This is a genomic window from Candidatus Hydrogenedentota bacterium, assembly GCA_013359265.1.
In the GTDB taxonomy this organism is placed as follows: domain Bacteria; phylum Hydrogenedentota; class Hydrogenedentia; order Hydrogenedentales; family SLHB01; genus JABWCD01.
Map to the genome: position 1 here is coordinate 103898 of JABWCD010000030.1, position 24279 is coordinate 128176.

Sequence of the window (24279 nt, forward strand, 5' to 3'; positions counted from 1 at the left end):
GTCAGGCCCAATTCCGACTCGTCGTGCGTGTTTCGGACAGGCTGCACGACGCGATCATACACGAATGGTTCGGGCCTGTCACACGGCGCGCCCGGACCGCGCCGAAACGGCTGACAATCGCCGTTAACCCGAGTACACTACACGCGATATGCGCAACTTTCGTCTGCCACTACTCTGTGCCTCCGCGATCTGCATATTCGTGGCGTCGAACGCGTTCCCGGACGCCCCCGCGGACAAACTGGTTTACGTCGCCGTGGCATCGAACTTCGCGGTCCCCCTCGATGAGTTGTCACGGGCTTTTCAAAAGACGACAGGACATGTCGTGAAGGCAAGCGCGGGGTCTACGGGGAAGTTGGTCGCCCAGATCAAAAACGGCGGACCCTTCGACGTTCTCCTTTCGGCGGACACCGCGCATGTCGATCTCTTGATCAAGGATCGGTTGGCCGACGACTCCCAGCGGTTTACCTATGCGATTGGGCGGCTGGCGCTGTACGCGCCGGGGCTCGCGCCCGTCAACGAGGGGGCTCGCGCCCGTCAACGAGGGCGTACTAACCAAGGGACCAATTAAGCATCTTGCTATCGCCAATCCGGAGACCGCACCGTATGGCGCGGCGGCAATGGAAGCGCTTCGCGGCCTTGGCATGGCCGGCGCGTACGCCGATCGCATCGTGACCGGCGAGAACATCTCGCAAACGCTTCAGTTCGTTGACAGCGGTGGCGCGGAAGCGGGGTTCGTCGCGTACGCGCAGGTCAAGAGACTCGACGCAATGAGTTTCTGGCTTGTGCCTGACCGCTTGCACGCGCCTATCCGGCAGGATGCCTGCCTCCTGCGCAACGGAAATGACAACAGCACGGCGAAGACCTTTCTTGACTTTCTTCGCTCGAAGGACGCCATCGCCATCATTGAGTCGTATGGATACGCGGTCGAAAAGCCACATGTCGCCGCAAAGTGAGCTCCGGTGATGCACGAGCTCGATTTGGCGCCGATCGTACTCACGGTCAAACTCGCGGCGGTGACCACGGTCATTCTGCTCGCCCTGGGCACACCGCTCGCATGGTGGCTTGCGCGCACGCACAGCCGCGCGCGCATTGTCGTCGAAGCGCTCGTCGCGATGCCGCTGGTCCTCCCGCCCACGGTGTTGGGTTTCTACCTCCTATTCCTTCTCGGACCCAATGGCCCCGTAGGCGGACTCTGGGAAACGTGGGGCGGTCCGCGCCTGGTGTTTTCGTTCTGGGGACTCGTGATCGGCTCGGTCCTGTATTCGCTGCCGTTCGTCGTACAACCGATACAGAACGCGTTAATGGCCGCCGGCAACCGGCCACTCGAGGTCGCCTCGACCCTCGGCGCGTCGCCTTGGGACCGTTTCCGCACCGTTGCCGTGCCGATGGCGCGTCGCGGGTTCATAACCGCCGCCGCACTGGGGTTTGCGCACACCGTCGGCGAGTTCGGCGTTGTGCTGATGATCGGCGGCAACATCCCCGGGCGGACCCGTGTCATCTCGATCGCGATCTACGATTCGGTCGAGGCGCTTGACTACCCACAGGCGCATGTGCTGTCCGCGATGATGCTCGCATTTGCGTTCGTGGTCTTTGTATTCGTCTACGCCCTGAACCGACGGGCGGATGCGCCCTCCCGATGAGCGGCATCCACGCGCGATTCCACGTGATGCAAGGCGCATTCGCGCTGAACGCCGAGTTCACCGCGCCGTCGAGGGGCGTTACCGGCCTATTCGGCCCCAGTGGCGCGGGCAAGTCAACGCTGCTGCGTTGTATCGCTGGTTTGCAGCAAACCAAAAACGGGTACCTCTCGATTGGCGGCGAAATCTGGCAAGACGACTCAAAGCGGATTTTCGTTCCTGTTCACAGGCGCGGAATCGGTTATGTCTTTCAGGAACCGGGCCTGTTTCCCCACATGAAGGTGCGCCGAAATGTCCTCTACGGCTACCACCGAATCGCCGGGCGGGAGCGCGCGATTCAGTTTCGCGACGCAGTCGAATGGACCGGCATTGCAGAACTGCTCGAGCGCATGCCCGGCGGCTTGTCCGGCGGCGAGCGCCAGCGTGTCGCCATCGCGCGCGCGCTGATGAGCAGCCCCAAGCTACTGCTAATGGACGAGCCGCTCTCCGCGCTCGATGAAGCGAGCCGCGCCGAAATCATCCCGTGCCTCGACCGGCTCCACCGCGAGCTTTCTATCCCGGTCATCTACGTAAGCCACGCGTTGCGCGAAATCGCGCGCATTGCCGACACGCTGATACTCATCGACGCGGGGCGCATCTCGAAAATCGGCCCCATACACGACCTGCTGCCCGCAGTCTGCGCGTCGGCGGACGGCGATCCATTTTCCGTACTCGATGCGCCGGTCTTCGATCACGACGATACGTACCACCTGACACGATTGCAGACACAGTTTGGACCGCTGTGGTCAGGCCGCATCGGCACGGAAATCGGCGGCGTCGTACGCGTTCAAATCGCGGCGCGCGACGTCAGCATCGGCAAGACCATCGACGAACAAAGCAGCATCGTCAACCAGCTCCCCGTGCGGATTCACGCGGTTACCGAACTGTCGGCGGGACACGTGTTGCTGGAGCTCGTGCCGGCGGATGACGACGGGGATTCCACCGTCATCCTGTCGATGATCACCCGTCGATCGTGGGACCACCTTCAACTCGCCGTCGGCCAGACTACGTACGCGCGCATCAAGGGCGTAAGCATTTTGCGGTAAGACCGTCAGCCCCTATAATTGACCCGCTGGGGGAATTCATGCACAAGGAAGCATCGCGTTGCCGTCGTTCGTAAAACAGCGCATTGCGGGTTGGGGCGGTTGGCCGCGCGTCGAGTGCGCCGTGTATCGTCCCGAGAAGCGGCGCGGTATCGCTGAGATTCTCGCGGATACCGATCAGCCTCATTTTATTGCGCGCGGACTGGGCCGCAGCTACGGGGACGTCTCCGTCAATCCGGGAGGCGGCGTCATAAACACGACGCGCCTGAATCGGATGATCGCGTTCGACGAGAAGGCCGGGGTGCTCGATTGCGAAGCGGGCGTCAGTCTCGAAGAGATTCTCGAAACGTTTGTGCCGCGCGGATGGTTTTTGCCCGTAACACCGGGCACGAAGTTTGTCACCGTGGGCGGCGCCATTGCGAACGACGTGCACGGCAAGAACCACCACGTGGACGGCTCGTTTGGCGAGCACGTCAATCGGTTCACGTTATTGACACCCACCGGCATGCTCCTGAATTGCAGTGCGCGGGAAAATGAGGACGTGTTCTGGGCGACTATCGGCGGCATCGGGTTGACAGGCATCATTTTGACCGCCACGATTCGACTGCAGCCCATCTCGAGCGCGTACATCAAAGTGGACTACCGCCAGTGCGCGAACATCGACGCGGCGCTCACTGCGATTCGCGAAACCGATGACCAGTACAAATATTCCGTCGCGTGGGTGGATTGCCTTTCCAAAGGGAAGAAACTGGGACGCTCCGTCCTCATGTCCGGCGATCATATCGCCGGGAAGGACCTGCCGGCGCAGTATGGGCATGCCCTCACCATCCCGAGGAAGCTGAAAAAGAACGTACCGTTTAACCTGCCGGGGTTTCTGCTGAATTCCTTGTCCATCGGCGCGTTCAATTCGCTCTTCTACGCAATTCACCCCTCGAAGCAGGGGCTAATCATCGACTATGACAAGTACTTCTACCCCTTGGACGCCATCCACAACTGGAACCGCGGATATGGCAAAGACGGGTTTGCGCAGTACCAGGCAACGTTTCCCCACGACGGCGTCGAAGGTTTGGTGAAGCTCCTCGAAAAACTGAGCGAGTCGGGCCGCGCATCGTTTCTCGCCGTCCTGAAGCGGATGGGCCCCGGAAGCAAGGGAATGCTGTCCCACCCGATTGACGGGTGGACGCTGACGCTCGACATTCCGGTCAAGAGCGGACTGATTCCCTTCCTCACCGAATGCGACGACCTCGTCGTCAAACACGGCGGCCGCCTGTACACGGCGAAGGACGCAACAACCCGCGCGGAAGTCTTCGCGGCAATGTACCCGCGGCTCGACGAATTCAAGGCAATCAAGGCGAAGCTCGATCCCTCGGGCAAACTGTCGTCGCGTCTCGCGCGGCGCTGCGGCATCGTGGACGGACCGATCGAACCATGAGCAATTCCGTCGCGCTTACCACCACTGCAGCGCCCGTGAGCGGGCCGGGCACGGTCATCGTGCTGGGTGTCACCTCCGCCATTTCGCGCGCGCTTGCGGCCGAGTTCGCCCGTGGCGGCCACGACCTGATTGTCGCGTCACGCGACATCGAGGAGACAAACGCAATCGCATCCGATCTCGAGGTGCGGTACAACGTCAAGGTCATCGCGAAATACGTCGAGGCGGAGGCGTTCGGGACGCATGCCGCATTTGTGGACGAATGCGTCCGCGACGCGGGCGCGGTGCTGGACGGGATCGTCCTCGGTTTCGGGTTCATGGACGAACAGTCCGCCGCACAATCGAAGTTCGATATCGCGCGCAAAACGGTTGACGTGAACATTACCGCTGTGATGTCGATTTGCGAAAAGTTCGCGGTGCATCTCGAGTCGGCGCGGCGCGGGTTCATCGCGGGCATCTCGTCCGTGGCGGGCGATCGCGGCCGCCAATCGAACTATATCTACGGCGCGTCGAAAGCCGGCATGTCGGCCTACCTGCAGGGGCTCCGCAACCGGCTTTATCCCTCGAACGTTCATGTCATCACAATCAAGCCGGGCTTTGTGGATACCAAGATGACCTGGGGCCTGCCGCTGCCCGGCCCGCTTGTGGCCACGCCGGAACAGGCCGCGCGCGCGATTCACCGCGCCATCGAGTCCAGGAAGAGCGTCGCCTACGTTCCCTGGTTCTGGCGCTACATCATGCTCATCATCCGTGCGATTCCCGAGTGGCAATTTAGGAAGATGAAGTTGTAGCGTGTGTCCTCGAACGTGCAAATTGAACATCCCGTGTTCAATTTGCACCAACCGCGGGCTTGAAATCCCTGTTTTTCGCTCGCTTCCGAGAATCCCGCGATGGCCAAAGCGATTTGAGATATTACGTAGTTGTATTTTCGTGCTCGTGCTCGTAATCTTAATGGCACACTCGATTCGCACCGAAACCTGCAGGACACACCGCCTACGTCATTTCTTAAATCGCTCTATTACGCAGCCCTTTTCCGTGCGTCAATGTAGCGGCCAACAACTTTCTCCAGCACTTCCATCGGCATCGAACCATTGCCGATGACAGCGTTGTGGAACTCCTTCAGTGTAAAACGGTCGCCCAATTCCTGTTTGGCTTTTTCTCGCAGTTCGAGGATTTTCATCATGCCGATCTTATACGCGCAGGCCTGGCCGGGCATGACAATGTAACGCTCGATCTCCGCGGTCACTTCCTGCTCGCCCATTCCGGTGTTGGCGATCATGTAGTCGATGGCCTGCTGGCGCGTCCAGCGCTTCTGGTGAATTCCCGTGTCGACCACCAGGCGCACCGCGCGAAACAGTTCCGCCTGCAACCTCCCCAAGTTTGCGTAGGGGTCGTCCTCGAATCCCAACTCCCACGCGAGCCGCTCCGCGTAAAGCGCCCAACCCTCCGCGAATGCTGTGAATGGAATCACGCGGCGAAACGTCGGGCCCTCGACCTGCTGTTGGATTGCGAGTTGGAAATGGTGCCCGGGAATCGCCTCGTGGTACGCGAGCGTGCGCATTCCCCACTTTGGCACTTCCTTCATGTTGCGCAAGTTCGCGAAGAAAACGCCCGGACGCGAACCATCAAGCGCGGGCGATTCGTAATATGCCCCCGCCGATCCTTGCTCGCGAAACTCGGGAATGCGCTGCACTTCGACGCCTGCTTTCGGCCGGACGTCAAACGAGTCGCCGAGGCCCTTGTTTATCTCGTCGATAATCGCCTGGTAATCCTTGATGCATTGCGCGCGCCCCTCGTCCGAGTCGGGATAGTGAAACTGCGGGTCGTTCTGGAGTTCGCGCATTAATTCCGCAACCGGCTTCCCGGTTCGCCCAATCCCGTCGAGGATCGCCTGCATCTCCGCGGTAATGCGCTCGACTTCCGCGAGACCCAGCGTGTGCACTTCCTCCGGCGTCATGTCGGTGGTCGTCATGCTGCGCAGCACGTACGCGTAATACGTGTCGCCGTCCGGAAATTTCCACACGCCGTCATCGTCCGTCGCGCGCGACTGCATATCGGTCAGTTGCGCCGCAAGCTTGTCGTACGCGGGATAGACGTGCTCGGCAATGGCCGCCTCCGCGCGTACACAGATGTCCTTCTTGTCCGCGTCGGCAATCGCGCCGGCCCTGCTGACCTTTTCAATGAGCGACGTGTACAGAATGTTTTCCGTCGGCGCCTTGCCTTTGAAGCCCGCCATTTCGTCGAGCACTTTACCCAGCACAAACTTCGGCGGCGTGACGCCTATGCTTTCCCGTAGCTTCAATCCCTCGATCACGCCGTCGAATTTATCTCCGAATTTCGTGAGACGGGTAATGTACTGATCCGCGTCGTGCACGGTGTGCACCTGGTGCTTCATCGCCATGAACGTCGGCAAGTCGTTCTGCACGCCGTACATCTGGTTCACGGGATAGTCGTAGTACAGAAAAGGCTTACTGCGCGCGGCATCGTCGAGATACCACTCGAGAATATCGAAGGAAAGTTGCTGCTCCACCGACAAGCCGGCGCGGTCGTACTTGCGCAGCGTGTCCAAATCGCGCTTGCCCTTCTCCCACATCTTCTGGTCGAAGGCCGGCGACGCGTCCGTAAGCTTCGCATTGTGCGACGTAATCCCGAACTGTTCGAGCAGGCGCAGGTCCGTGAGCATTTCCGGGTCTTGAAGCACGTATCCGATGAACACGCGCTCGAAGAAGACGTCTATCGAAAACGGCTTAAACCAGATGACATTGGCCGCGGCACACGCCAAGACCAACGCCGCGCCCGCGACGAGCCAGCCGAACCAGCGCAGCATACGGCGCACGCCACCCTTCGCCATTTCGATTTCCTTTCGTGTACCACGGACTGCGGAAAAGTGTGGGCTATCATGCGGGTCTGCGCTGCCGCCCGTCAATCGCCCCTCCCCACGTCTGCCGAAGAGTCCGTAAAGCAAGCAGGCTAAACCACTAGCGAAAACATCGCTTTCGTCGTATCATTACTCTTGCCCCGTGTCGTGAGAATGGGGCAATGAAGGGGCTGTATGGAATCCCTGTACTACGCGCTGGGCGGCGAAACCGGCCTCGACAGTCTGGTGGAGGCCATGTACCGCCGCGTACTAGCGGACCCGGAACTCCGCCCCTTCTTCGACGGGCTGGATATGGCGCAACAGCACAACAAGTTTCGCGCATTCCTCCAGACCATCAGCGGCGGCCCCGTCCGCCGTTCGGGCATCGAGCTCCGTGCCGCCCACAGCGCCTCGGTGGAGTCCGGACTCTCCGAACGCCATTTCGACGCGTTCGTTTCCCACCTTGGCGCGGCGCTCGCCGAAGCCGGCCACGGAGACGACATAATTCGTACCACCACCGGGCGGCTCAATGAGACGAAAGCGGATGTCCTTGGCCTTTGAGACCGTCCGAATTGCCACGGCATAAACTCTCGCCTATATTTCGCAGGTGATCGATCGAGCGGTTTGGCGCCATAATGATTCTGGGGAATGCGATCCCGAGCGGGAGCGTCACGGGCGCATGGGCGTCTTTCCCCCGGGCGTTTGGCCAATTGAGACGGGAAAAACTCGGGCGCCGATGCGGCTACACGTTTCGGGCTGACTCCAGAGGACGCGGGTGCGAACTGCGGGAGTGTGAGCGAGTGCAGACAATGCTCGACACATCGCTGATGCGGTACGTCAGTCAAGGGGACGAATCCGCCTTCGCGGAATTGTACCGCCGGTATAACCGGAAGCTGCTCGACTTCTTCTTCGCAATGAGCCGCGACCCCCAAGTCGCCGAGGAGTTGGCCGGCGATACCTTCGCCCGAATCTGGCATGTCCGCCAGCGGTACGCGGCCACCGGGTCGTTTCCCGCGTACCTGTTCTCGTTCGCGCGCCACATCTGGCTCGAACACTGCCGCCGCTCGCGCAAGGTCTGGAAACTCGGCAAGGCCGCGGACTGGGCAGACGTCGAGAACTCGCTTGTCGCACTTGATGCGTTCCGGCCGGACGAGGCGGCCGCGAGCGAGGAGTTGGAGCGCCACATCCTAACTGCGCTCGACGCGCTGCCTGAGGAGCAGCGAATGGTATTTGTAATGCGCGTCATGCAACGCATGTCATTGGAAGATATTGCGACCGTGATGCAGTGCCCGGTGAATACCGTGCGCTCGCGCAAGCTGCTTGCCCTCAAGCGGCTGCGCGACGCGCTGAAAGATATGCTGGCGATATGACCGCCGGCGGTTCGGAGTTGTAACGAAATGCAGTGCGTGCGAATTCGTAAGATGTTGATTAATTACGCGATCGGCGATGCCCGCGTTACCGAGCGGCTGTGCGTCGAAGTGCATACGTCCCGCTGCCCGTCGTGCCAGAAGGAACTCGAGGACATATGCGAACTCCTCGCCGCGAGCGAACGCGTGCTTGCGCATCCGTATCCGACACACGATTTTGATGGGCTGATGGCGCGCATCCGCTCGGGCGAAATACCCATGCGCGACATTACGGTAAGCGGAGGCTGGCGTTGGCGCACCATTGGAGCGCGTGCGGCGGCCTTGGCTGCCGTCATTGCAGTACTCGTAATCACCGCCCCGGCCGCGCGAAATGCGGGCGACGTCATGCGCGATTTGCGGGACGTATCGGCCAACAGTGAGCTGGTGACAGGCGAAAGCCTGCAAGTTCCCATAGTGAGCGGTCCCTTCGTAAAGCGCGCTCTTGAAATCTCGCGCGGACCGCTCAGTGGCGCCTCGGCGCTCGGGGCCGTCGAACAACTCTTTCCCTGACACGCGTGCGCCACGCTGATCGCTTCCCCTCCCAACCGTCATTGTCTACATGGGTGTGTCCACGAAGTGTGTCGCCGCGTTGGCGGCGGGACGAATGTCCGCGGGCACCGCGGGAGTCAGGAAATCATGCCGCTCTATCGCTACAAAGCTGTTGACGCGAACGGCCAGGCCTCGAACGGGACCATGGACGAGGCGTCGGCCCGGCGCGTCACCGCGATACTCGAGGAACAGGGCCTGCAAGTCAGTTCGGTCGAGCCGGCGGAACCGGCACGCGAATTCTTGTTTCGAGGCGGTCGCGTCTCGTGGGAGGACGTCGAGTTCCTGAACACGCAGCTTATCGCGCTTACGCGAAGCGGATTGCCGCTCGCCCCCGCGCTGGAAGCGATTGGCAAGGAGCTTCGGCGCGGCGCGCTCAAGAACGTCGTAGACGACTTGCACTCGGCGTTACAGTCCGGCAAGTCATTGAGCGATTCGCTGGAACGCCACCGGGGCGCCGTGCCTCCGGTGTACATCGCCGCGATTCGCGCCGGGGAGGAAACCGGCAACCTGCCTGCAATACTTCAACTCTGCGCCGGGTACACCGCGCAAATGGTCGCGCTGCGCTCCCGCCTTCGCGAGGCGATGACCTATCCGGTTGTCGCCCTCGTGATGATGGCGATGATGATGACGTACTTGTTGACCTATACGATTCCGCAGTTCGCGGATGTCTTTAGGGACTTTGGCGCGAAACTCCCGGCGCTCACCATGTTCTGGTTGAACACGAGCGAATTTATCCGGCTCAACTTCGGCGCCGTTCTCGCTTCGGTTTGTGTCGTTATCGTGGCGGTATCGTTTGCGGCGCGCACAGAACAGGGGCGTTACGTCGGCGATTGGTTGCGGCTCAAGGTGTGGGGCATCGGTCACGCGTTCAACTCGGTGTCCATGGCACGGTTTTGCCGCTCGATGGGAATCCTGCTTTCCAGCAAAGCGCCCATGGACACAAGCATCGCGCTCGCGTCCGCGACCTGTGGAAACACGGTGCTTGAAGCCGCCGCGCGCGACGCCGCCGATTCCGTCCGCAACGGCATGCGCCTCTCTCAGGCCTTCGAATCGACAGGATACTTCAGCGGCCTGTTCTGCTGGTTGTTGCAGGTCAGCGAAGAGCGCGGCGACATGGATCAGGCCTTTCTCGATCTGGCAAAGAGCTACGACGAAACGTTTTCGCGCGTCAGCGGCGTCATGTTGTCGGTGCTTACGCCGGCGATCCTGTGCGCGATGGCGCTCATTGTCGTTTCCGTAATTCTGTCCCTCTACTTGCCAATCTTCACGTTGGCGAATGTAATGAGCGGGCAATGAACTGGCGGCGCATATTATTCGACGTCGACCTGGCCACCGGCGTTTCGCGGCGCAACTTGTATTTGCGGCGGCGGCGCAATTGGCCGGGGCCGCTGTTCTGGACGCGAGCCGCATGGCGGCGAAACCTGGCGCTGCTGACGTCGCAACTCAACGCGATCGTCCGCTGCAACGCCCCGCTGGTAACCGGACTCGAACGCGCAATTGCGGACGGACCGTCCTTGAAATTGACCCAGGCAATGATCGCGTTGAGCGACGACTTATCCTCCGGCATGCGCCTGGCCGATGCGATGGAACAATGCCCGCGCTTTTACCCCAAATGGTACGTGGACCTCATCCGCGCGGGCGAAAGTACGGGCACGCTGGAACACTCGCTGTCGGCTGCGGGCGAACACCTCGCCACTTCCCAGCAATTCACCAAGAGCGTGAGTGGGTGGTTTGCCTACATCGGCGCCGTCCTTGCCATTCAGTTGAGCATCGCGACTTTCTTGTTCACCTACATCGTTCCGGCGTTTGGCGAGGTGCTTCGCGAATTCGGCGCACGGCTCCCCGCTGTCATTATCGCAATCGATCGCTTGACGAATTCCGTTACTCGAGGCCACGTCTATATCGTAATTCTCGCATGCGCGGGGTTGTTGGTGCTGAAGTGGGTGCGGCGTGTCTCGGGCGAAGAGCGCATTCGATTCCATCGCGTATTCGCACCGCTTCTTGCCCCGCTGCCGATCGTGGGCGAAATCTCCGCCAAGGGCCACTTGGCCGCCGTGTGCGCGGTACTCGAACGGCTCGCCGCCGCAAACGTGCCGATCAACGACGCGCTCCGCGATTGCGCCGAGTTGGACATCCCGGACGGACTCCGCCGCGCGTTGCTGCGCGCGCGCGCCCGCGTCGAGCAGGGCTACACACTGTCCGATGCCTTGCGCGCCGAACGCGCGTTTCCCCGGTCGTTCGTCACCATGCTGGCGCTGGGCGAGGCGTCCGGAAAACTGGACAGCGCGGCGGGGCACCTGCACACCTTGTACCGGCAGCAGGTCATGTCGAACATTCGCATGACATTGGATATCGCCGGCCCTATTGGTGTGTTGGGCCTCGGCGCGGTAGCGCTGGCCTTGTACGGCGGGATATTCGCCTCGCTCATCGCGATAAGCGATACGCTAATCAACGTGATCTAGCAACTCACGGGATTTAATCGCATGCCGCACCTACGCGTGATAGAGAAAAACGGGGCTGGCGGTCCCGGCTTCGCCGAGATCGAGCGCGCCCTCGCTGCCATGCTCGATTCGTCCGAGGAAACGGGCGCCGTGGACGCGGTCGATGCCGCATTGGCCAGCGCCGTCGAACTTCGCGCTACGGACGTCTACTTCGAGCCGTGGGACGATTGCACCGCGATGCGCTTCCGCATCGACGGCATCCTGCACGACGTGGCGCGCGTGCCAAAAGTCCACCACGCCCGCATCGTCGCGCGCATCAAAATCGTCGCGCGCATGGTCACGTACCATAAAGATACGCCGCAGGACGGGCGCATCGACGCGGATGCGACGCGGTGCGGACGCGTAATTCGCGTGTCGGCGTTTCCTACCGTGAACGGCGAACGCATCGTGTTGCGCATCATGGATGGCGGGGGCGCGCTCCTCGACCTTGATGCCTTAGGGTTTGACACGGCGCTTGTACGCGAACTGCGCGCGTTGATCGAACGGCCACACGGCGCAATCTTTCTGACAGGCCCCAGTTCGAGCGGCAAAACCACGACGATTTACGCGCTGCTCCACGAAATCCTCGCACGACGATCGCCCGCACCGCACGTCGTCACCATCGAAGACCCGGTCGAACGCCGCATTCCGCGTGTGTCACAAACGGAAATCGCGCCGCACCACGGCCTGACGTTTGCGGCAGCCCTGCGATCCTTGCTGCGCCAGGACCCCGAAGTGATCATGGTCGGCGAAGTGCGCGACGCGGAAACCGCCCAAACCGCGATCCAGGCCGGCCTCACCGGCCATCTTGTCGTCAGCACGATACACAGCGGCACGTCGGCGGGCGTCTTCGCGCGTCTGCTCGATATGGGCGTCGAACCGTATTTGGCTGCGTCGTCCGTTTCCGGCGTGCTTGCGCAACGGCTCGTGCGCATGGTTTGTCCAAATTGCGCCGAACCGTACGAGCCCGAACCGGGTCTCGTTGCCGCATACGGCCTGGCCGATTTCGCCGGCCCCTTCCGCCGCGGCCGCGGTTGTGACGCGTGTCAGGGCATCGGCTACAAAGGGCGCACCGCCGTCGGCGAATTGTTGCGCGTGGATGAACCGTTTGCGGAGCGGGTGCTCGCGCGCGTGCGCACGAGCGAACTGCACGACGCCGCGCTTGCGTCGGGCATGCGCCCCCTCGCGCATGCCGCCGCGCAGTGCGTGCGGGACGGCGTCACGACGCTCGAAGAACTCAAGCGTGTGCTGCCCCAGGCTGGAGGGTAACGCCATGCGGGCGATACAAGTCCAACGACGTACACGGTCGCAGCAGGGCTTCACGCTTCTGGAATTGACGACCGCCATGTTTGTGCTCGTCGTCGGCATTTTCGGAATCGTCAGACTTTTCCAGTTCGGCCTGGACCGCATGCGCACGATCGACGAATCGGCGATCGCATCGCAGGCGGTGCTGAACGAATTGGAACTGGTGCGCTCCACGCCGTACGCGATACTCGCGGACGGCACGCGCGCCTTCGTGACAGTTGACCCGGCCCTCGAACAAATGCTCCACCTCGCCGATACGAAGGTCGTCATTGCCGCTGCGCCGGACGGAACTCCGGGGTTGAAACAGGTTGAAGTCTCTATCCGTTGGATTACGGAGTATGGCCGGCGCGCGGAACGCTCGGTAACGACGCTGGTCGCGGAGGCGTTGCCATGATTTCGCCTCGCACGAACGGCAGCGATGGATTCACGCTATGGGAGATGCTGGTGTTCGCCACCATCTCCGTGATCATGCTCAATCTGTGCGTGGTTACGTTTATTCAAACGACGCGTGTCGCGTCGCTCGCAACGGACCGCGCCATGCGCCAACAGGCGTTCGCGCAGTTCTCGCGCGATTTCTCGCGAACAGTCCGACACGCGTCACGGGTGCTTCCAGCCGCGGGCGAGACCAGTACCGGCGGCGCGCAGGTCGTGCTCGATACGCCCGACGGGCCGGTCGTCGTTGGCATGGCCGGAGGCAAACCGGCGATATGGGAATTGGTGCTGGATAACGGCGTGTGGCGTGTCGGACGCGCAACAGCGTATCCGATCGATGCAACGGTCCGGTTCAAGTTTGATTCAATGCCAGTGGAATCCGCGCGTCGCGTGACGATGCACGTCACCGGCGCACCGCGAAAAGCCCCCGAAGACAAAACCAATCTTCGCGTGTTGGTCGCTGCCTTCCGCGTCGATGGAGGCGCACCATGAGACCTCGCAATAGCAGATATCGCGAAGGCTCCGCGCTGCTCGCGGTCATCGTTGTCATGATCATCCTCACGATTCTGGCCTCGGCGTTCGTCACGCTGCTCAACCGCAACGTTACGGAGTCGAACCGCGCCGTGAATCGGATGGAGAACCTGGCGCTGGCAGAGGCCGGCATCCACAAGGCCGCCGCCATGCTGCGGGCCGACCCGAATTTCCGCGGCGAATCTGCATTTGCGCTTGGCAAGGGCCAGGTTTCGGTCGAGGTGAGGCAAGGCGCGACGGCGGACCGATACGACGTGAGGTCTTCGGCGCGGCAATCGGCCGAAGACCCGGCGCCCGTTACCGTCGCCGCTGAGTTCGCCCTCACGCCCGCGGGAGTCCGCGTCGTGCGCTGGGAGGAACCGCGAAGATGAATGCGACACCGGCAAAACCGCGCGGGTTCACCCTCATCGAGTTGCTCGCCGTCATCGCGATTATCGCGATACTCGCGGCAATCCTGCTACCCGCGCTCGCGCGCGCGAGAGAGGCCGCGCGCCGCGCAAGCTGCGCAAACAACCTCATGCAACTCGGCATCGCGCTGCACATGTATGCCCAGGAAAACGAGGGCATCCTGCCGTGGAGCGGCGGCGCGGGCAACGCAGATTGCCTGGTCGGTTTCTCCAGGGATTGCCTGACCGATCGCGACGTCTTTGCGTGCCCGTCGGACCCAAACACGGGAAATCGCCGAAACAGGAAGGACGAGGACCCAGAACCGCCTATGACGGCACTACCTGACATCGAAGGTAGCTTGCGCCAGAGCTACGACTATTTCGGCGCGTACACAACAGCACCTATCGTCCTGCCGCCGCCCCCGAGGGGCCTGCCGAAATGGCCCGTGATGTGGGACTTGATGATGCCCGCGGACGCTGACTTACAGCGAGGTCTGGCGGAATTGGCGATGTCGGGTTACGGCAAGTATCGCGATTCGGGCCCCTCGTTCAATCACGTCCCCGGCGGCGGAAACGTATTGTGGCTCGATGGTAGCGTGAGCTTTGTAAAGCTTGCGCTGTGGGCCGATGCGGACCTGCCGGCTCGGCCTGAAGGAATCGAATTCGTGGAACCGCTAAAGACATTCCAATCACTCAAGGTCGAAGAAAAGCGAAGGGAGGAGACCACGCGAGCGGCCGAACAGGAACTGCTGCGGCTACGGCGGAATAGGGTGCAAAATGCGCAACCCTCCCAAGTGCCTCAGCAGCGGCATTGGTTCCAAGACTAATAGTCCACTCATCACCGCACCGCGCTTACACGGCCGAACTGAATATCGGCAAAGTCCAGGATTGCCTTCCAGTAGCCCTGATCCATAGTGTGTTTGGTATCGCGCCGGTACTGCAACAACGATCCCGCATTTTCCTTGGCGACTTCCTGCGGGTCCGTCAATACGCCATCGCCCACCATGCCCTTCCCGCCAAGCAAAGCCCATACGGGCGCAGCAGCGTGAATCGCGCGCAGCGAACTATCGTAGTTGGCCCACTTGTCCTGCAGGCCCATCGTGTCGAGCAATGGCCGCGGCGCGACGAGCGCCATCAACAAATGTTGGTCCATCGGCAGCTTCGCCTCGTTTCCGCTGCCGAATTTCGGGTACACATCATTGAACCAATGCGGAAACACGCGATTGATGCGCTCAACCGTTTCCTGATCGTTGTCGCGGCTCAGCGCGGCGCCGCCCGTGCCCGACTGGTGCGGTACGACCAACGCGATGCGCTCGTCGAACGCCCCCGCCAGCAGCGCCGTCTTCCCGCGCCTCGAGTGGCCCGTCACGCAAATTTTGCCTTTGTCGATCCCCGGCGCGCTCGCAAGATAATCGACACACCGCTGAATCCCCCACGCCCATGCCGCGATCGTGCCCCACCGGCTTTCGTCCGGGCACTTCAAATCGGGGAAGAACGGGTGAATGCCGTCGGTGAAATCGTCCTTGTCGGGATCGATGTTGCTCTCGTGATAGGTCGCGAAGGCGTACCCGCGTTCGACGAGATACGGAACGCACCAGAAATCCTTGTCCTTGCCGCGCGCGGTCTCGGGCGGGCCGGGGCATTGATCATGGACGTACGCCGTCGGATCGATCAGAATCGCTTCGTCATCGAGCACGGTGTAGTTGCCGCATTTGTTCATCGCAATGAACACCGGCACGGGACCATTCGCGGCTTTCGGCAGGAACAGCGCAAGGTGAATTCTCGGTGCGTGCTCGGGCAGGGTGGGAAACGATATCACGACCTGCCGCAACACGCCGTTGCCCCCCAGAATCTCCGTCTCCGGCGTTTCAAGTTCCGAATGTATCGGGACAGGCTCGGGCGCGTAGCCATACATGTAATGCTGGAAAAGTTGCTTCAATTCGGGCCGCCGCTTTTCGTTCCACTCCTGCGCCGTAATCACACGCGCACCGTCCATCATCACGAACGGATCGGGAAGTTCTTTGTGCTCCGGCAATGCGTTGAAGGCGGGCAGATTCTCGGCACCGTGTGCCAGCATCGATAGAAACATCGCGATAGCGGTAATACGGGTGCGTGGTGTAGACGAACGTATCCAGCGTCTCATGGGTTCATTCTCCGTCAGCCTTGCGTGGTTGCATCGTGATTCGCTCCAATAGAACACGCCGCCAGATTGGATCGATGCCCAAATTCAGTCGAAGGTATTGTTATTCAACGCCGCTTCGCGGACCCGCCGGTTCGATCCGGTAAAGATACATAGACTTTCTCCCGCCAAAATGCCATTTCGATGCCCTTACGTCCCCGTGTTGGGCGACTAATTCGTCTACTACGGAATGCTCGAAGCTGCCTGGTACGTGCTCAAAGTAAACCCACGATCTCTTGCCCAATGCCGATTCCGAAATGACTTTGCCAACGATAAGCTTCCATCGTTCCGGGTCGGACTCGATTTCCGGAAACTCGTTGGCGCCCACAATCATGTCTTCCGGCACGCCGCCGTAGAATTGCATCGGCAGTCCAATATTGTAATTGTGCGAATACACATATTCTCCCGGCCCGTACTCGTCTCGCAGAATAACACCCGCCGATGCCGTGTCGTAGCGAAACGGACGTTCCATGTCCACGGCGTTGCCCGCAAAAACGAGCGCCAGCGCCCCTAGCGCGGCGTATCGCATTGTCCGCTTCGGCAGCGCCGCGACCGCGCCCCCTATGCAAAGGTACAGTGCGAGCGACGAGTAAGAAACATACCGTTCGAGAAAGCAGTGCATGAACTTTCCGATGATGTACAACGTCGCAGGCGGAACAAACAGCCAGCACAACACAAACAACGCGCTTGCCGGTGCAAAGCTGGGAAACGGGGCGCACTTGCGCCACCAACTCCGCACGCAATACGCAACGAACGCCGCGCCCCCGATTAACATGATCGAACCAAGTATCTCGGGCACGGGTACCATCTCAAACGGTAGATGGTGCACCAAGTCGGCTGTGTCCATCTTGCTTCCAGCGAAGTAGTAGAAGTAGGCGTGGACTGCTTTTTGCCTGTATGAAAACGGAATCCAACTCGTCTCAAACGATAAATCCGCCGTTGTGATCAGCCGAATCCATAACGGTATAAGGGCGAGAAACGGCGCATGGGCTGCGGTCCACAGGGCGATGTGGTGCGCCTTCCGGGGCCGTGTCGACAGCAGGTAAACTCCTTGCGCGAACAGCAGGATTGTGCCGAGCAGGTGCGTGTAGGAAAGCAAGACGTTTGCTGCGACGTTGACCGGCCACCACCGATCCTTGCCCTCCACCGCCGCTTTGTAGAGCGCGAACATCGCGAAAAGCGCGAGTATCATCGTAAAGGCGTAATTGCGAATCTCTTGGGATTGGTACACGTGCAGCTTCGCGCACGCAACGCACAACGCGGCAGTCAGCCCGCCTACGTGTCCAAATAGCTTGCGACCGAAGAAGTAGATTCCCGCCACCAGCGCCATGCCCGCTGCCACGGATAGCATGCGTATCGACAGGATTGAGGTGAACCCGAGGTGGTACCAGACGAACGCCGATCCGTAGTAAAGCGGAACGCTCGATGGATCGTGCGTGGCTTCGTTGCGAAAGAAGTCCATGGGATTGGCGAAATGCAGCCCCATGTACGTAATGCACTCGTCGTACCAAATCGATTCGGTGCCGATGCGGTACAAACGCAATCCAAGAGCAAGCGCCAGCACGGCGGCCAACGCGGCCCATTCGCCCGGGCGCATGACGTTGCGGCTAGTTTGCTCCAGGAAACTGCTCCCCGCGAACGGGCGCCCGTCCTAACGCCGTCGCAACAAACGGCGTACCGGCCGCCGGGGCCCGGGCTTCGCCTTGGCCGATTCCTTCGGGACAAACAACGATAGCACGGGCGGCGCGTCTTCCCACTCCGCGCGCGGAAGGTTGCGCCCCAGTGCGCGCTCAATCGTCTCCAATGCCGTATGGTCCGCCGGGCACACGAACGTAATTGCATCGCCTTCGGCCTGCGCGCGCGCCGTGCGCCCGATCCGATGGATGTAGTCCTCTGCGGTCGGCGGAATATCGTAGTTGATCACGTGCGTGATGCCTTCGATATCGAGACCGCGCGCGGCAACGTCCGTCGCCACCAATATCGAATACTTCCCTTTGCGGAACCCGTCCAGCGCCTGCTCGCGCTGGCGCTGGGAACGGTCGCCGTGAATCGCGGCCGCGTTAAACCCGCGCTTGTGCAGCATATGGCCCACGCGCTCCGTGCGGTCCTTCGTGCGCAGAAAGATCACCGCCGACGTAATCTGCTGCTCTTCGAGAATCTTCAGGAGCAGCCGCGTCTTGTCCTCCGGCCGCACGGGATACACCAGTTGCCGCACGCTGTCCACCGGCCGCGCTATTGGCCCGACGCTGATCCGCTCGGGGCTGTTCATCATCTCGGACGTCAGCCGCGCGATTTCGTCGGGGAACGTCGCGCTGAACATCATCGTCTGCCGTTCGCGCGGCAGTTGGCGCAGGATGCGCCGAATGTCCGGCAGGAAACCCATATCGAGCATGCGGTCTGCTTCGTCGAGAATGAGGATGTGGAGTTGCTGGAAAGAGACATTCCCGCGCCCGAGGTGATCGAGCAGGCGGCCGGGCGTCGCGACGATTATCTGACGCCCCTTGCGCAGGTCCTGCGTCTGCTTGTCCATGCCCATGCCGCCGTAAATCGCGACGCTGTGCATGTGCATCGCTTTCGCCAACTGCTCCACGACGCGCTGCACCTGCACCGCCAGCTCCCGCGTCGGGGTGAGAACGAGCACGTTGTTCTTCGTAACATGAAGCGACGCGAGGCGGGTCAGCGCGGGCAACGAGAACGCAAGCGTCTTGCCCGTGCCCGTCTGCGCGACGCCAATCAGGTCGCGTCCGGAAAGCGCAATCGGAATCGCCTGCGCCTGCACGGGTGTGGGAGTGACTATCTCTTGCTGATGCAGGACCCGCAGGCAGCGCGGGTCAAGGCCGAATTCGTCGAATGTCATTTAGTCCGCGTGTGCCTTCGTGCGGGAATGCGGCATGCTTGCTGTCCTTTTCATCGACCGGATTATACACGTTTGCCCCCGTGCATAAAACCGCGTCGTGCGCCGCGGTACTTGTGTGCTATTGTATCGGCTATTAGCCACCCGGCCAGAAGGAGTCACGCGATGCGGATTCGGCACGTTTTCGCGCTCGCCGTTGCCGCCTTGGCCGCCTTCTCCCTCCCATGTGCGGCCGATATCTGGTACGTCAACGTCGCGAATCAGGCGGGACCACAAGACGGAAAGTCCTGGTCCACCGCTTTCGCAACGATCCAGCCTGCCATCGACGCCGCGCACGCAACGGGCGGCGGCGAAGTCTGGATTGCGAAGGGGGAATATGGCGAGCCCCGTAAACACGTCGACACGGATATCAACACGGGCGCTCTGGTACTAAAGCCCGGCATTGCTTTGTATGGCGGATTTGTTGGAAGCGAATCGGTTCGTGATGCTCGCGATCCCGCAAAATACACTACGACGATTACCGGCAAAGCGTCCCGCGATGGCCAGGCAGCCTATCACGTCGTATTCGGCGCAAACGGTGCGAGCTTGGACGGATTCACGATTCGAGACGGGCTTGCCAACGCGGAACATCCGTACCACAAATACGGCGCGGGGATAGTCTGCACTTCTCTGGACATGTCAATCACGAATTGCGTAATCGAGAATTGTGGCGCGGATAACGGGGGCGGCGGCATCTACGCCAGATTGAGCAGCCTTACTCTGACCGGATGTGTCGTCCGCAACAATCGAAGTGACTTTGGCGGCAACGACCCGGAAGAAATTGGGTGCGGCGCAGGCATCTGGTTTGGCAATTCCGAAAGAGGATTGCGCATCGAATCCTGTATGATCGAGAACAACCGGGCAAGCGGCCGGGGCGGTGGACTGTACGTACGCAGGGCTCGGGTCACGGTTGTTAACAGCAAATTCGACTCTAATTCCGCGCTGTGGGGGGGCGGGTTTGCTGCTTACAGCGACTGCAATGCATCGGTTGCAGGTACCACATTTACGGACAACAGAGGGCGGTTCGGTGGTGCGGTCCGGATTGCTCATCGCTCGCCTTCAGATTTCTCGCGCTGTAGTTTTCGTTCCAATACGTCTACCGGTGGCGCAGGCGGAGCCCTCAATTTCTACTACTCGGGCAGCGCAAACCTTTCAGACTGTTCGCTCGTCGACAACAAAGCCGAAGGTTTCGTCGGTGGCGGGGTTCGACTACAGTCCGCTGCAATGCACGCAGTTCGCAGCGAATTCCGCAATAATTCCGGTACGGCAGGTGGAATGGCATGCCTTACGGACAGTTCCTTGATTTTGGAGGCCTGTACCGTGACAGGCAATTCGCCATATGCATTGATGGCGACAACAACAAAAGAAGTCGTCACCGCGATTAACAGCAAGTTCGGCACGAACGGGAACGCCTTGTATCACGTGGAACCGACGCGGCAGAACTTCGCAAGTGTCGAGCAAATGGCCGCGGCGTTTCCCACTTGGAGGGGAAATCGGTCGATAGCACCCGGAGCAAGTCCTCCGCCGAATAGGGTCGCTGCAGTCACACCGGCACCGATACCACCACCCGCGCCCACACCAATGCCAATTTCGCAGGACACACTTGCTATCAAGACGGAAGGCACAAGCTTTACGATTAGCGGTGTCTTTGCGTTTTGCTCTGTTATCGCGATCGTTTTCCTTGTCGGCGTGTTCGCCGTAGTTCTGGGCGGCAGGGGCAATACTTCGCGGCAGACGTCTGCCTCTATTGTCCTGCCGGACGAACCAGAGACTACGCGTCCCCGCTTTCGATGATCGCGTGCGTTTCCCGGTCGATTTCGTCGAGGGACATGCCGCGCGCGCGTTGAATGCGATCGAAGCGCTTCTGGAATTGGCCGAGGGCAAAGTCGGTGAAGTCGGATACCTTCAGGCCGAACGGAATGGGATCGTAGCTCCCAAGCGTCTCGTCGATGATACCGAGCGCGGGCGCGAGCAATTCGTTCATGGTGCTTTCAACGACCTCGAACAGGCTGGGGTCTTCCGCCATGAGCCGCGAAAGCAGGTACACGCCGTACGCTATGTGGCGCGCTTCATCCTGCTTGGTGTGAGTGATGCCCATGCGCTGCGTCGGAAGTATGTTGAACCGGTCGCACACGGTGAAGTACGCATGGTAGCCGGTTTCGGCGAGCATGCCTTCGATAACCATGTTGTACGTCGCGGAGGCCTTCGCCAGCGCCGCGGGTGAAACATCGGTCGTCAGCGCGTTCATGGTCTGCGGTAGCGTTTCATAGAAAAGAAATCGGTAGTTCGGCCCGTGCAGATGACTCTGATCGCCGGTCACGCCCGCAACTTCGGTGAGGAACCGCTGAAAGAAATCCACATGCTTCGCTTCTTCCCAGAGGAATGACGTCAGATAGATTTCCTCCTCGATGCGCCCTTCGCGCGCGATTGCCGCGATCAGCGGCAGCAAATCGAGCGTCACCGCCTCCTCACCCGCCTGAAACACCGACGACAAATGCACCAACACCGCGCGCTCATCGTCCTGCAAGCGAGCCCAATCTTCCTTGTCCTTCGAGAAGTCGAACTCGCTCGGGTTCCAGATTCCGATGCGCTTGGCTTTCTCGAACAGTTTCATCGGCGCAAGGTCGCGCCGCAGTCCTGACGTGGTTGTCGCAAATCCCGCATGCACCATTGATTTTCTCCCTCTCCGTTGATGGCTCCACCGCCACGATGATACCCGAATTAATGGGCCACTGCACTGAGTTTGTAGGCCTTTTTCGCTGGCGACCGGCGAGTGCCGATGTGTTATAACCTATTTTGCATGAATATCTTATGATCTGGCAATCGTTTCCGTACAATTTTGAACACACTTGTCAAGCTGCTGACCTCGCGCGGCGAAAAAGGGAAAGACTTCACCCCCCATTTATGCTATGCTGATTGGTGCCTCTCACGAGGCAAGAACCAGTTTAAGCCGTCGGGGCAGGCGGGCCTGCCGCATCTTGTCCCCGCGACGCGCAGTTGGAAAGGCGTTCATCCGGCGGTGCTTTTGCCATTCCACCGTTTTGGATGTGGTGCAGCGCTTTTCATCCCGGCTCAGGGCTGCTGCGTAGCGCGGTCGATCGGATACTCAGTGCGGGTGACCGTGACTGCCGTCTTTAGCGCCTCCTACGCGTTTCCTCCTTTTGGAGACGGTACTGGCAGGTCCGCCCCCCGGCGCTTATGACTGGTGAGCCGCGCGCCCTTCCCACATTCGTCCGATTGTCCTTTTTTCGTGCTCGTGTCTCGTGCTCGTGTCTCGTGCTCGTGTCTCGTGCTCGTGCTCGTGCTCGTGCTCCTAATCGTGCTCGTAATCGTAATTTCTCGTTGCGACGTTTCCACTTCGTAACGTGCTCTTGAAAAGCTCCGCTTTGGCGTTGTTCCAAGAAAACACCCCATTCCGTCCATCTCGTCCATTTCGTCCATGCGCCCTCCCCATGCGATACTTCCCCCCATGAAACCGCTAACCCAATTCCTCTTTACATTCATTCTGGCATTCTCCGCTGCCGCGGAAACCCTCTACAACGGCATCGAAGTTCCCACGCCCTGGCCGCCCGCCGACCGCGCACCAACGCGCGAACCGATGGAGCTCCCATACCTCAAGAACCCGCCTGCGATCATTCCAATCGACGTCGGCCGCCAACTCTTCGTTGACGACTTCCTGATAGAGAAAACCGATCTCAAACGCACGTTCCACAACGCCGAGTACTATCCCGACAACCCTGTCCTTTCACCCGACAAAGAATGGGAATCCGGCGAATCGCAAAACCATCCGGCGCCCACCGCCATGCCGTTCAGCGACGGCGTATGGTTCGATCCGCAGACCCAACTATTCAAGATGTGGTACATGGGCGGCTACGTGAAATCGACGTGCTACGCCGAATCGAAGGACGGCATTACCTGGACGAAGCCCGAATTGGATGTCGTCCCGGGAACGAACATCGTCCAGACTCATGGCCGCGATTCCGCTACTGTCTGGCTCGATTTGCTCGATCCCGATCCGCAACGCCGTTACAAACTGTTCTCGTACCTCCGCCCCGACGACAACGGCCGCTACACGATCTATTTTTCGTCCGACGGCAAGCATTGGGGCGACCCCGTCGCAACCAGCGGTCCCACCGGCGACCGCTGCACCGTCTTCTACAACCCGTTCCGAAAGGTTTGGGTCTATAACATCCGCGCATACGAACCCGGTGGCGTCGGCAGGTACCGGCGTTACCACGAAAACGCGGACGTCCTCGAAGCGGCGAAATGGAAGGAAGGCGAACCCGTGTTCTGGGTCGGCGCCGACACCGGCGACTACATGCGCGACGACCTCAAAACACCCTGCGAACTCTACAACCTCGACTGCGCTGCCTATGAAAGCCTGCTAATCGGCCTCTTCTCGATTTGGCGCGGGCAACCGCAGGACCGCGCGAAGCCCAACGAAATCTGCATCGGGTTCAGCCGCGACGGCTTCCACTGGGACCGCCCGAGCCACACACCCTTCATCCCCGTATCCGAACAGTACGGCGACTGGAACTGGGGCAACGTGCAATCCGCCGGCGGCTGTTGCCTCGTCGTCGGCGACAAACTCTACTTCTACGTCAGCGGACGCAAAGGCGTCCAAGGCTCCCCGTCCTCCGGCGTATGCAGCACCGGCCTCGCGACCCTCCGCCGTGACGGCTTCGCGTCCATGGACGCCATCGACGGCGAGGGCACACTGACGACGCGCCCAGTGAAATTCTCCGGTAAACATCTCTTCATCAACGCCGACGCATCGCAAGGAGAGATTCGGGTTGATATCTTGCCTACGATTTTCGTCGGAGGGCGCCTTAGAACGGATAACCCCATGGATCCGATAGAAGGATTTGACGCCACGTCGTGTACGCCGATCAACACGAATCTAACTCGCGCATCGGTCACTTGGAAGTCCGGTCAGGATTTGTCGTCGCTCGCCAATACTCCCGTCCAATTTCGCTTTCACCTCAAGAACGCCCGCCTCTACTCCTTCTGTGTCACCGACGATCCCAACGGCGCCAGCAACGGCTACGTCGCTGCGGGTGGACCCGGCCTAACCGGATCGCAGGACGTCGCCGCGCCCCGCTGATCGTTCCTC

At 60.6% G+C, this 24279-nt stretch carries 21 protein-coding genes and 1 pseudogene; 17 read left to right on the top strand and 5 right to left on the bottom strand.

The genetic code is table 11. From position 1 onward, the window contains the following. Positions 1-148: 148 nt before the first annotated feature. From modA to HUU46_21820, 5 genes and pseudogenes are all read left to right on the top strand, one after another. A pseudogene (gene modA, locus HUU46_21800) lies at positions 149-953 on the top strand (molybdate ABC transporter substrate-binding protein). A 9-nt stretch (positions 954-962) separates the two neighbouring features. Continuing rightward, positions 963-1640: a molybdate ABC transporter permease subunit gene (gene modB, locus HUU46_21805; GenBank protein ID NUM56282.1), complete on the top strand. Its 678-nt coding sequence runs from the start codon at positions 963-965 to the stop codon at positions 1638-1640. Then, positions 1637-2722 (top strand): molybdenum ABC transporter ATP-binding protein, encoded by a 1086-nt coding sequence (gene modC, locus HUU46_21810; protein ID NUM56283.1) that lies wholly within the window; start codon positions 1637-1639, stop codon positions 2720-2722. The genes modB and modC overlap by 4 nt, the downstream gene beginning before the upstream one ends. Positions 2723-2780: 58 nt before the next feature. Further along, entirely contained in the window at positions 2781-4151 is a 1371-nt protein-coding gene (locus HUU46_21815) for an FAD-binding oxidoreductase (GenBank protein ID NUM56284.1), read from the top strand. Further along, entirely contained in the window at positions 4148-4939 is a 792-nt protein-coding gene (locus tag HUU46_21820) for an SDR family oxidoreductase (GenBank protein ID NUM56285.1), read from the top strand. The genes HUU46_21815 and HUU46_21820 overlap by 4 nt, the downstream gene beginning before the upstream one ends. A gap of 227 nt (positions 4940-5166) precedes the next feature. Here HUU46_21820 and HUU46_21825 read toward each other — a convergent pair whose 3' ends face one another. Then, positions 5167-6975, bottom strand: a complete 1809-nt coding sequence (locus tag HUU46_21825) for a DUF885 domain-containing protein (GenBank protein ID NUM56286.1) — start codon at positions 6973-6975, stop codon at positions 5167-5169. A gap of 225 nt (positions 6976-7200) precedes the next feature. Here HUU46_21825 and HUU46_21830 point away from each other — a divergent pair, with 225 nt between their 5' ends. The 10 genes from HUU46_21830 to HUU46_21875 all read left to right on the top strand — a co-directional run bounded on the left by HUU46_21830 (position 7201) and on the right by HUU46_21875 (position 14921). After that, positions 7201-7566, top strand: coding sequence for a group 1 truncated hemoglobin (locus HUU46_21830; GenBank protein NUM56287.1), 366 nt, complete (start codon positions 7201-7203; stop codon positions 7564-7566). 239 nt (positions 7567-7805) lie between these two features. Further along, positions 7806-8375: an RNA polymerase sigma factor gene (locus tag HUU46_21835; GenBank protein NUM56288.1), complete on the top strand. Its 570-nt coding sequence runs from the start codon at positions 7806-7808 to the stop codon at positions 8373-8375. A gap of 36 nt (positions 8376-8411) precedes the next feature. After that, a complete protein-coding gene (locus HUU46_21840) occupies positions 8412-8921 on the top strand; it encodes a hypothetical protein (GenBank protein ID NUM56289.1) in 510 nt (169 codons plus the stop codon). A gap of 126 nt (positions 8922-9047) precedes the next feature. Beyond that, positions 9048-10256, top strand: a complete 1209-nt coding sequence (locus tag HUU46_21845; protein ID NUM56290.1) for a type II secretion system F family protein — start codon at positions 9048-9050, stop codon at positions 10254-10256. Then, positions 10253-11422 (top strand): type II secretion system F family protein, encoded by a 1170-nt coding sequence (locus tag HUU46_21850; GenBank protein NUM56291.1) that lies wholly within the window; start codon positions 10253-10255, stop codon positions 11420-11422. Before HUU46_21845 ends, HUU46_21850 begins: the two co-directional genes overlap by 4 nt. 21 nt (positions 11423-11443) lie before the next feature. Next, positions 11444-12709, top strand: coding sequence for a type II/IV secretion system protein (locus HUU46_21855; protein ID NUM56292.1), 1266 nt, complete (start codon positions 11444-11446; stop codon positions 12707-12709). 4 nt (positions 12710-12713) lie between these two features. Next, entirely contained in the window at positions 12714-13139 is a 426-nt protein-coding gene (locus HUU46_21860; GenBank protein ID NUM56293.1) for a prepilin-type N-terminal cleavage/methylation domain-containing protein, read from the top strand. Further along, a complete protein-coding gene (locus tag HUU46_21865) occupies positions 13136-13669 on the top strand; it encodes a hypothetical protein (GenBank protein NUM56294.1) in 534 nt (177 codons plus the stop codon). The genes HUU46_21860 and HUU46_21865 overlap by 4 nt, the downstream gene beginning before the upstream one ends. Further along, the gene (locus tag HUU46_21870; protein ID NUM56295.1) at positions 13666-14079 is read left to right on the top strand and encodes a type II secretion system protein; all 414 of its coding nucleotides are present in this window, start codon (positions 13666-13668) and stop codon (positions 14077-14079) included. Before HUU46_21865 ends, HUU46_21870 begins: the two co-directional genes overlap by 4 nt. Next, the gene (locus tag HUU46_21875) at positions 14076-14921 is read left to right on the top strand and encodes a DUF1559 domain-containing protein (protein NUM56296.1); all 846 of its coding nucleotides are present in this window, start codon (positions 14076-14078) and stop codon (positions 14919-14921) included. Before HUU46_21870 ends, HUU46_21875 begins: the two co-directional genes overlap by 4 nt. Positions 14922-14932: 11 nt before the next feature. On the opposite strand, the gene HUU46_21880 is transcribed toward HUU46_21875, so the two are convergent. The 3 genes from HUU46_21880 to HUU46_21890 form a co-directional block, all read right to left on the bottom strand. Next, the gene (locus tag HUU46_21880) at positions 14933-16171 is read right to left on the bottom strand and encodes an acetylxylan esterase (GenBank protein NUM56297.1); all 1239 of its coding nucleotides are present in this window, start codon (positions 16169-16171) and stop codon (positions 14933-14935) included. 166 nt (positions 16172-16337) lie between these two features. Next, complete coding sequence (locus HUU46_21885) at positions 16338-17870, bottom strand: glycosyltransferase family 39 protein (protein NUM56298.1); 1533 nt, start codon at positions 17868-17870, stop codon at positions 16338-16340. 54 nt (positions 17871-17924) lie between these two features. Beyond that, on the bottom strand, positions 17925-19130 hold the full coding sequence (locus HUU46_21890) for a DEAD/DEAH box helicase (protein ID NUM56299.1): 1206 nt from the start codon (positions 19128-19130) through the stop codon (positions 17925-17927). On the opposite strand from HUU46_21890, the gene HUU46_21895 reads away from it, so the two are divergent. Beyond that, the gene (locus HUU46_21895) at positions 19074-20960 is read left to right on the top strand and encodes a right-handed parallel beta-helix repeat-containing protein (GenBank protein ID NUM56300.1); all 1887 of its coding nucleotides are present in this window, start codon (positions 19074-19076) and stop codon (positions 20958-20960) included. The genes HUU46_21890 and HUU46_21895 overlap by 57 nt on opposite strands. Here the strand turns inward: HUU46_21895 and HUU46_21900 are convergent. Further along, the gene (locus HUU46_21900) at positions 20938-21837 is read right to left on the bottom strand and encodes a R2-like ligand-binding oxidase (protein NUM56301.1); all 900 of its coding nucleotides are present in this window, start codon (positions 21835-21837) and stop codon (positions 20938-20940) included. The two genes, HUU46_21895 and HUU46_21900, sit on opposite strands and share 23 nt — an antisense overlap. A 798-nt stretch (positions 21838-22635) precedes the next feature. Here HUU46_21900 and HUU46_21905 point away from each other — a divergent pair. Beyond that, the gene (locus HUU46_21905) at positions 22636-24270 is read left to right on the top strand and encodes a hypothetical protein (GenBank protein NUM56302.1); all 1635 of its coding nucleotides are present in this window, start codon (positions 22636-22638) and stop codon (positions 24268-24270) included. Positions 24271-24279 lie beyond the last annotated feature (9 nt).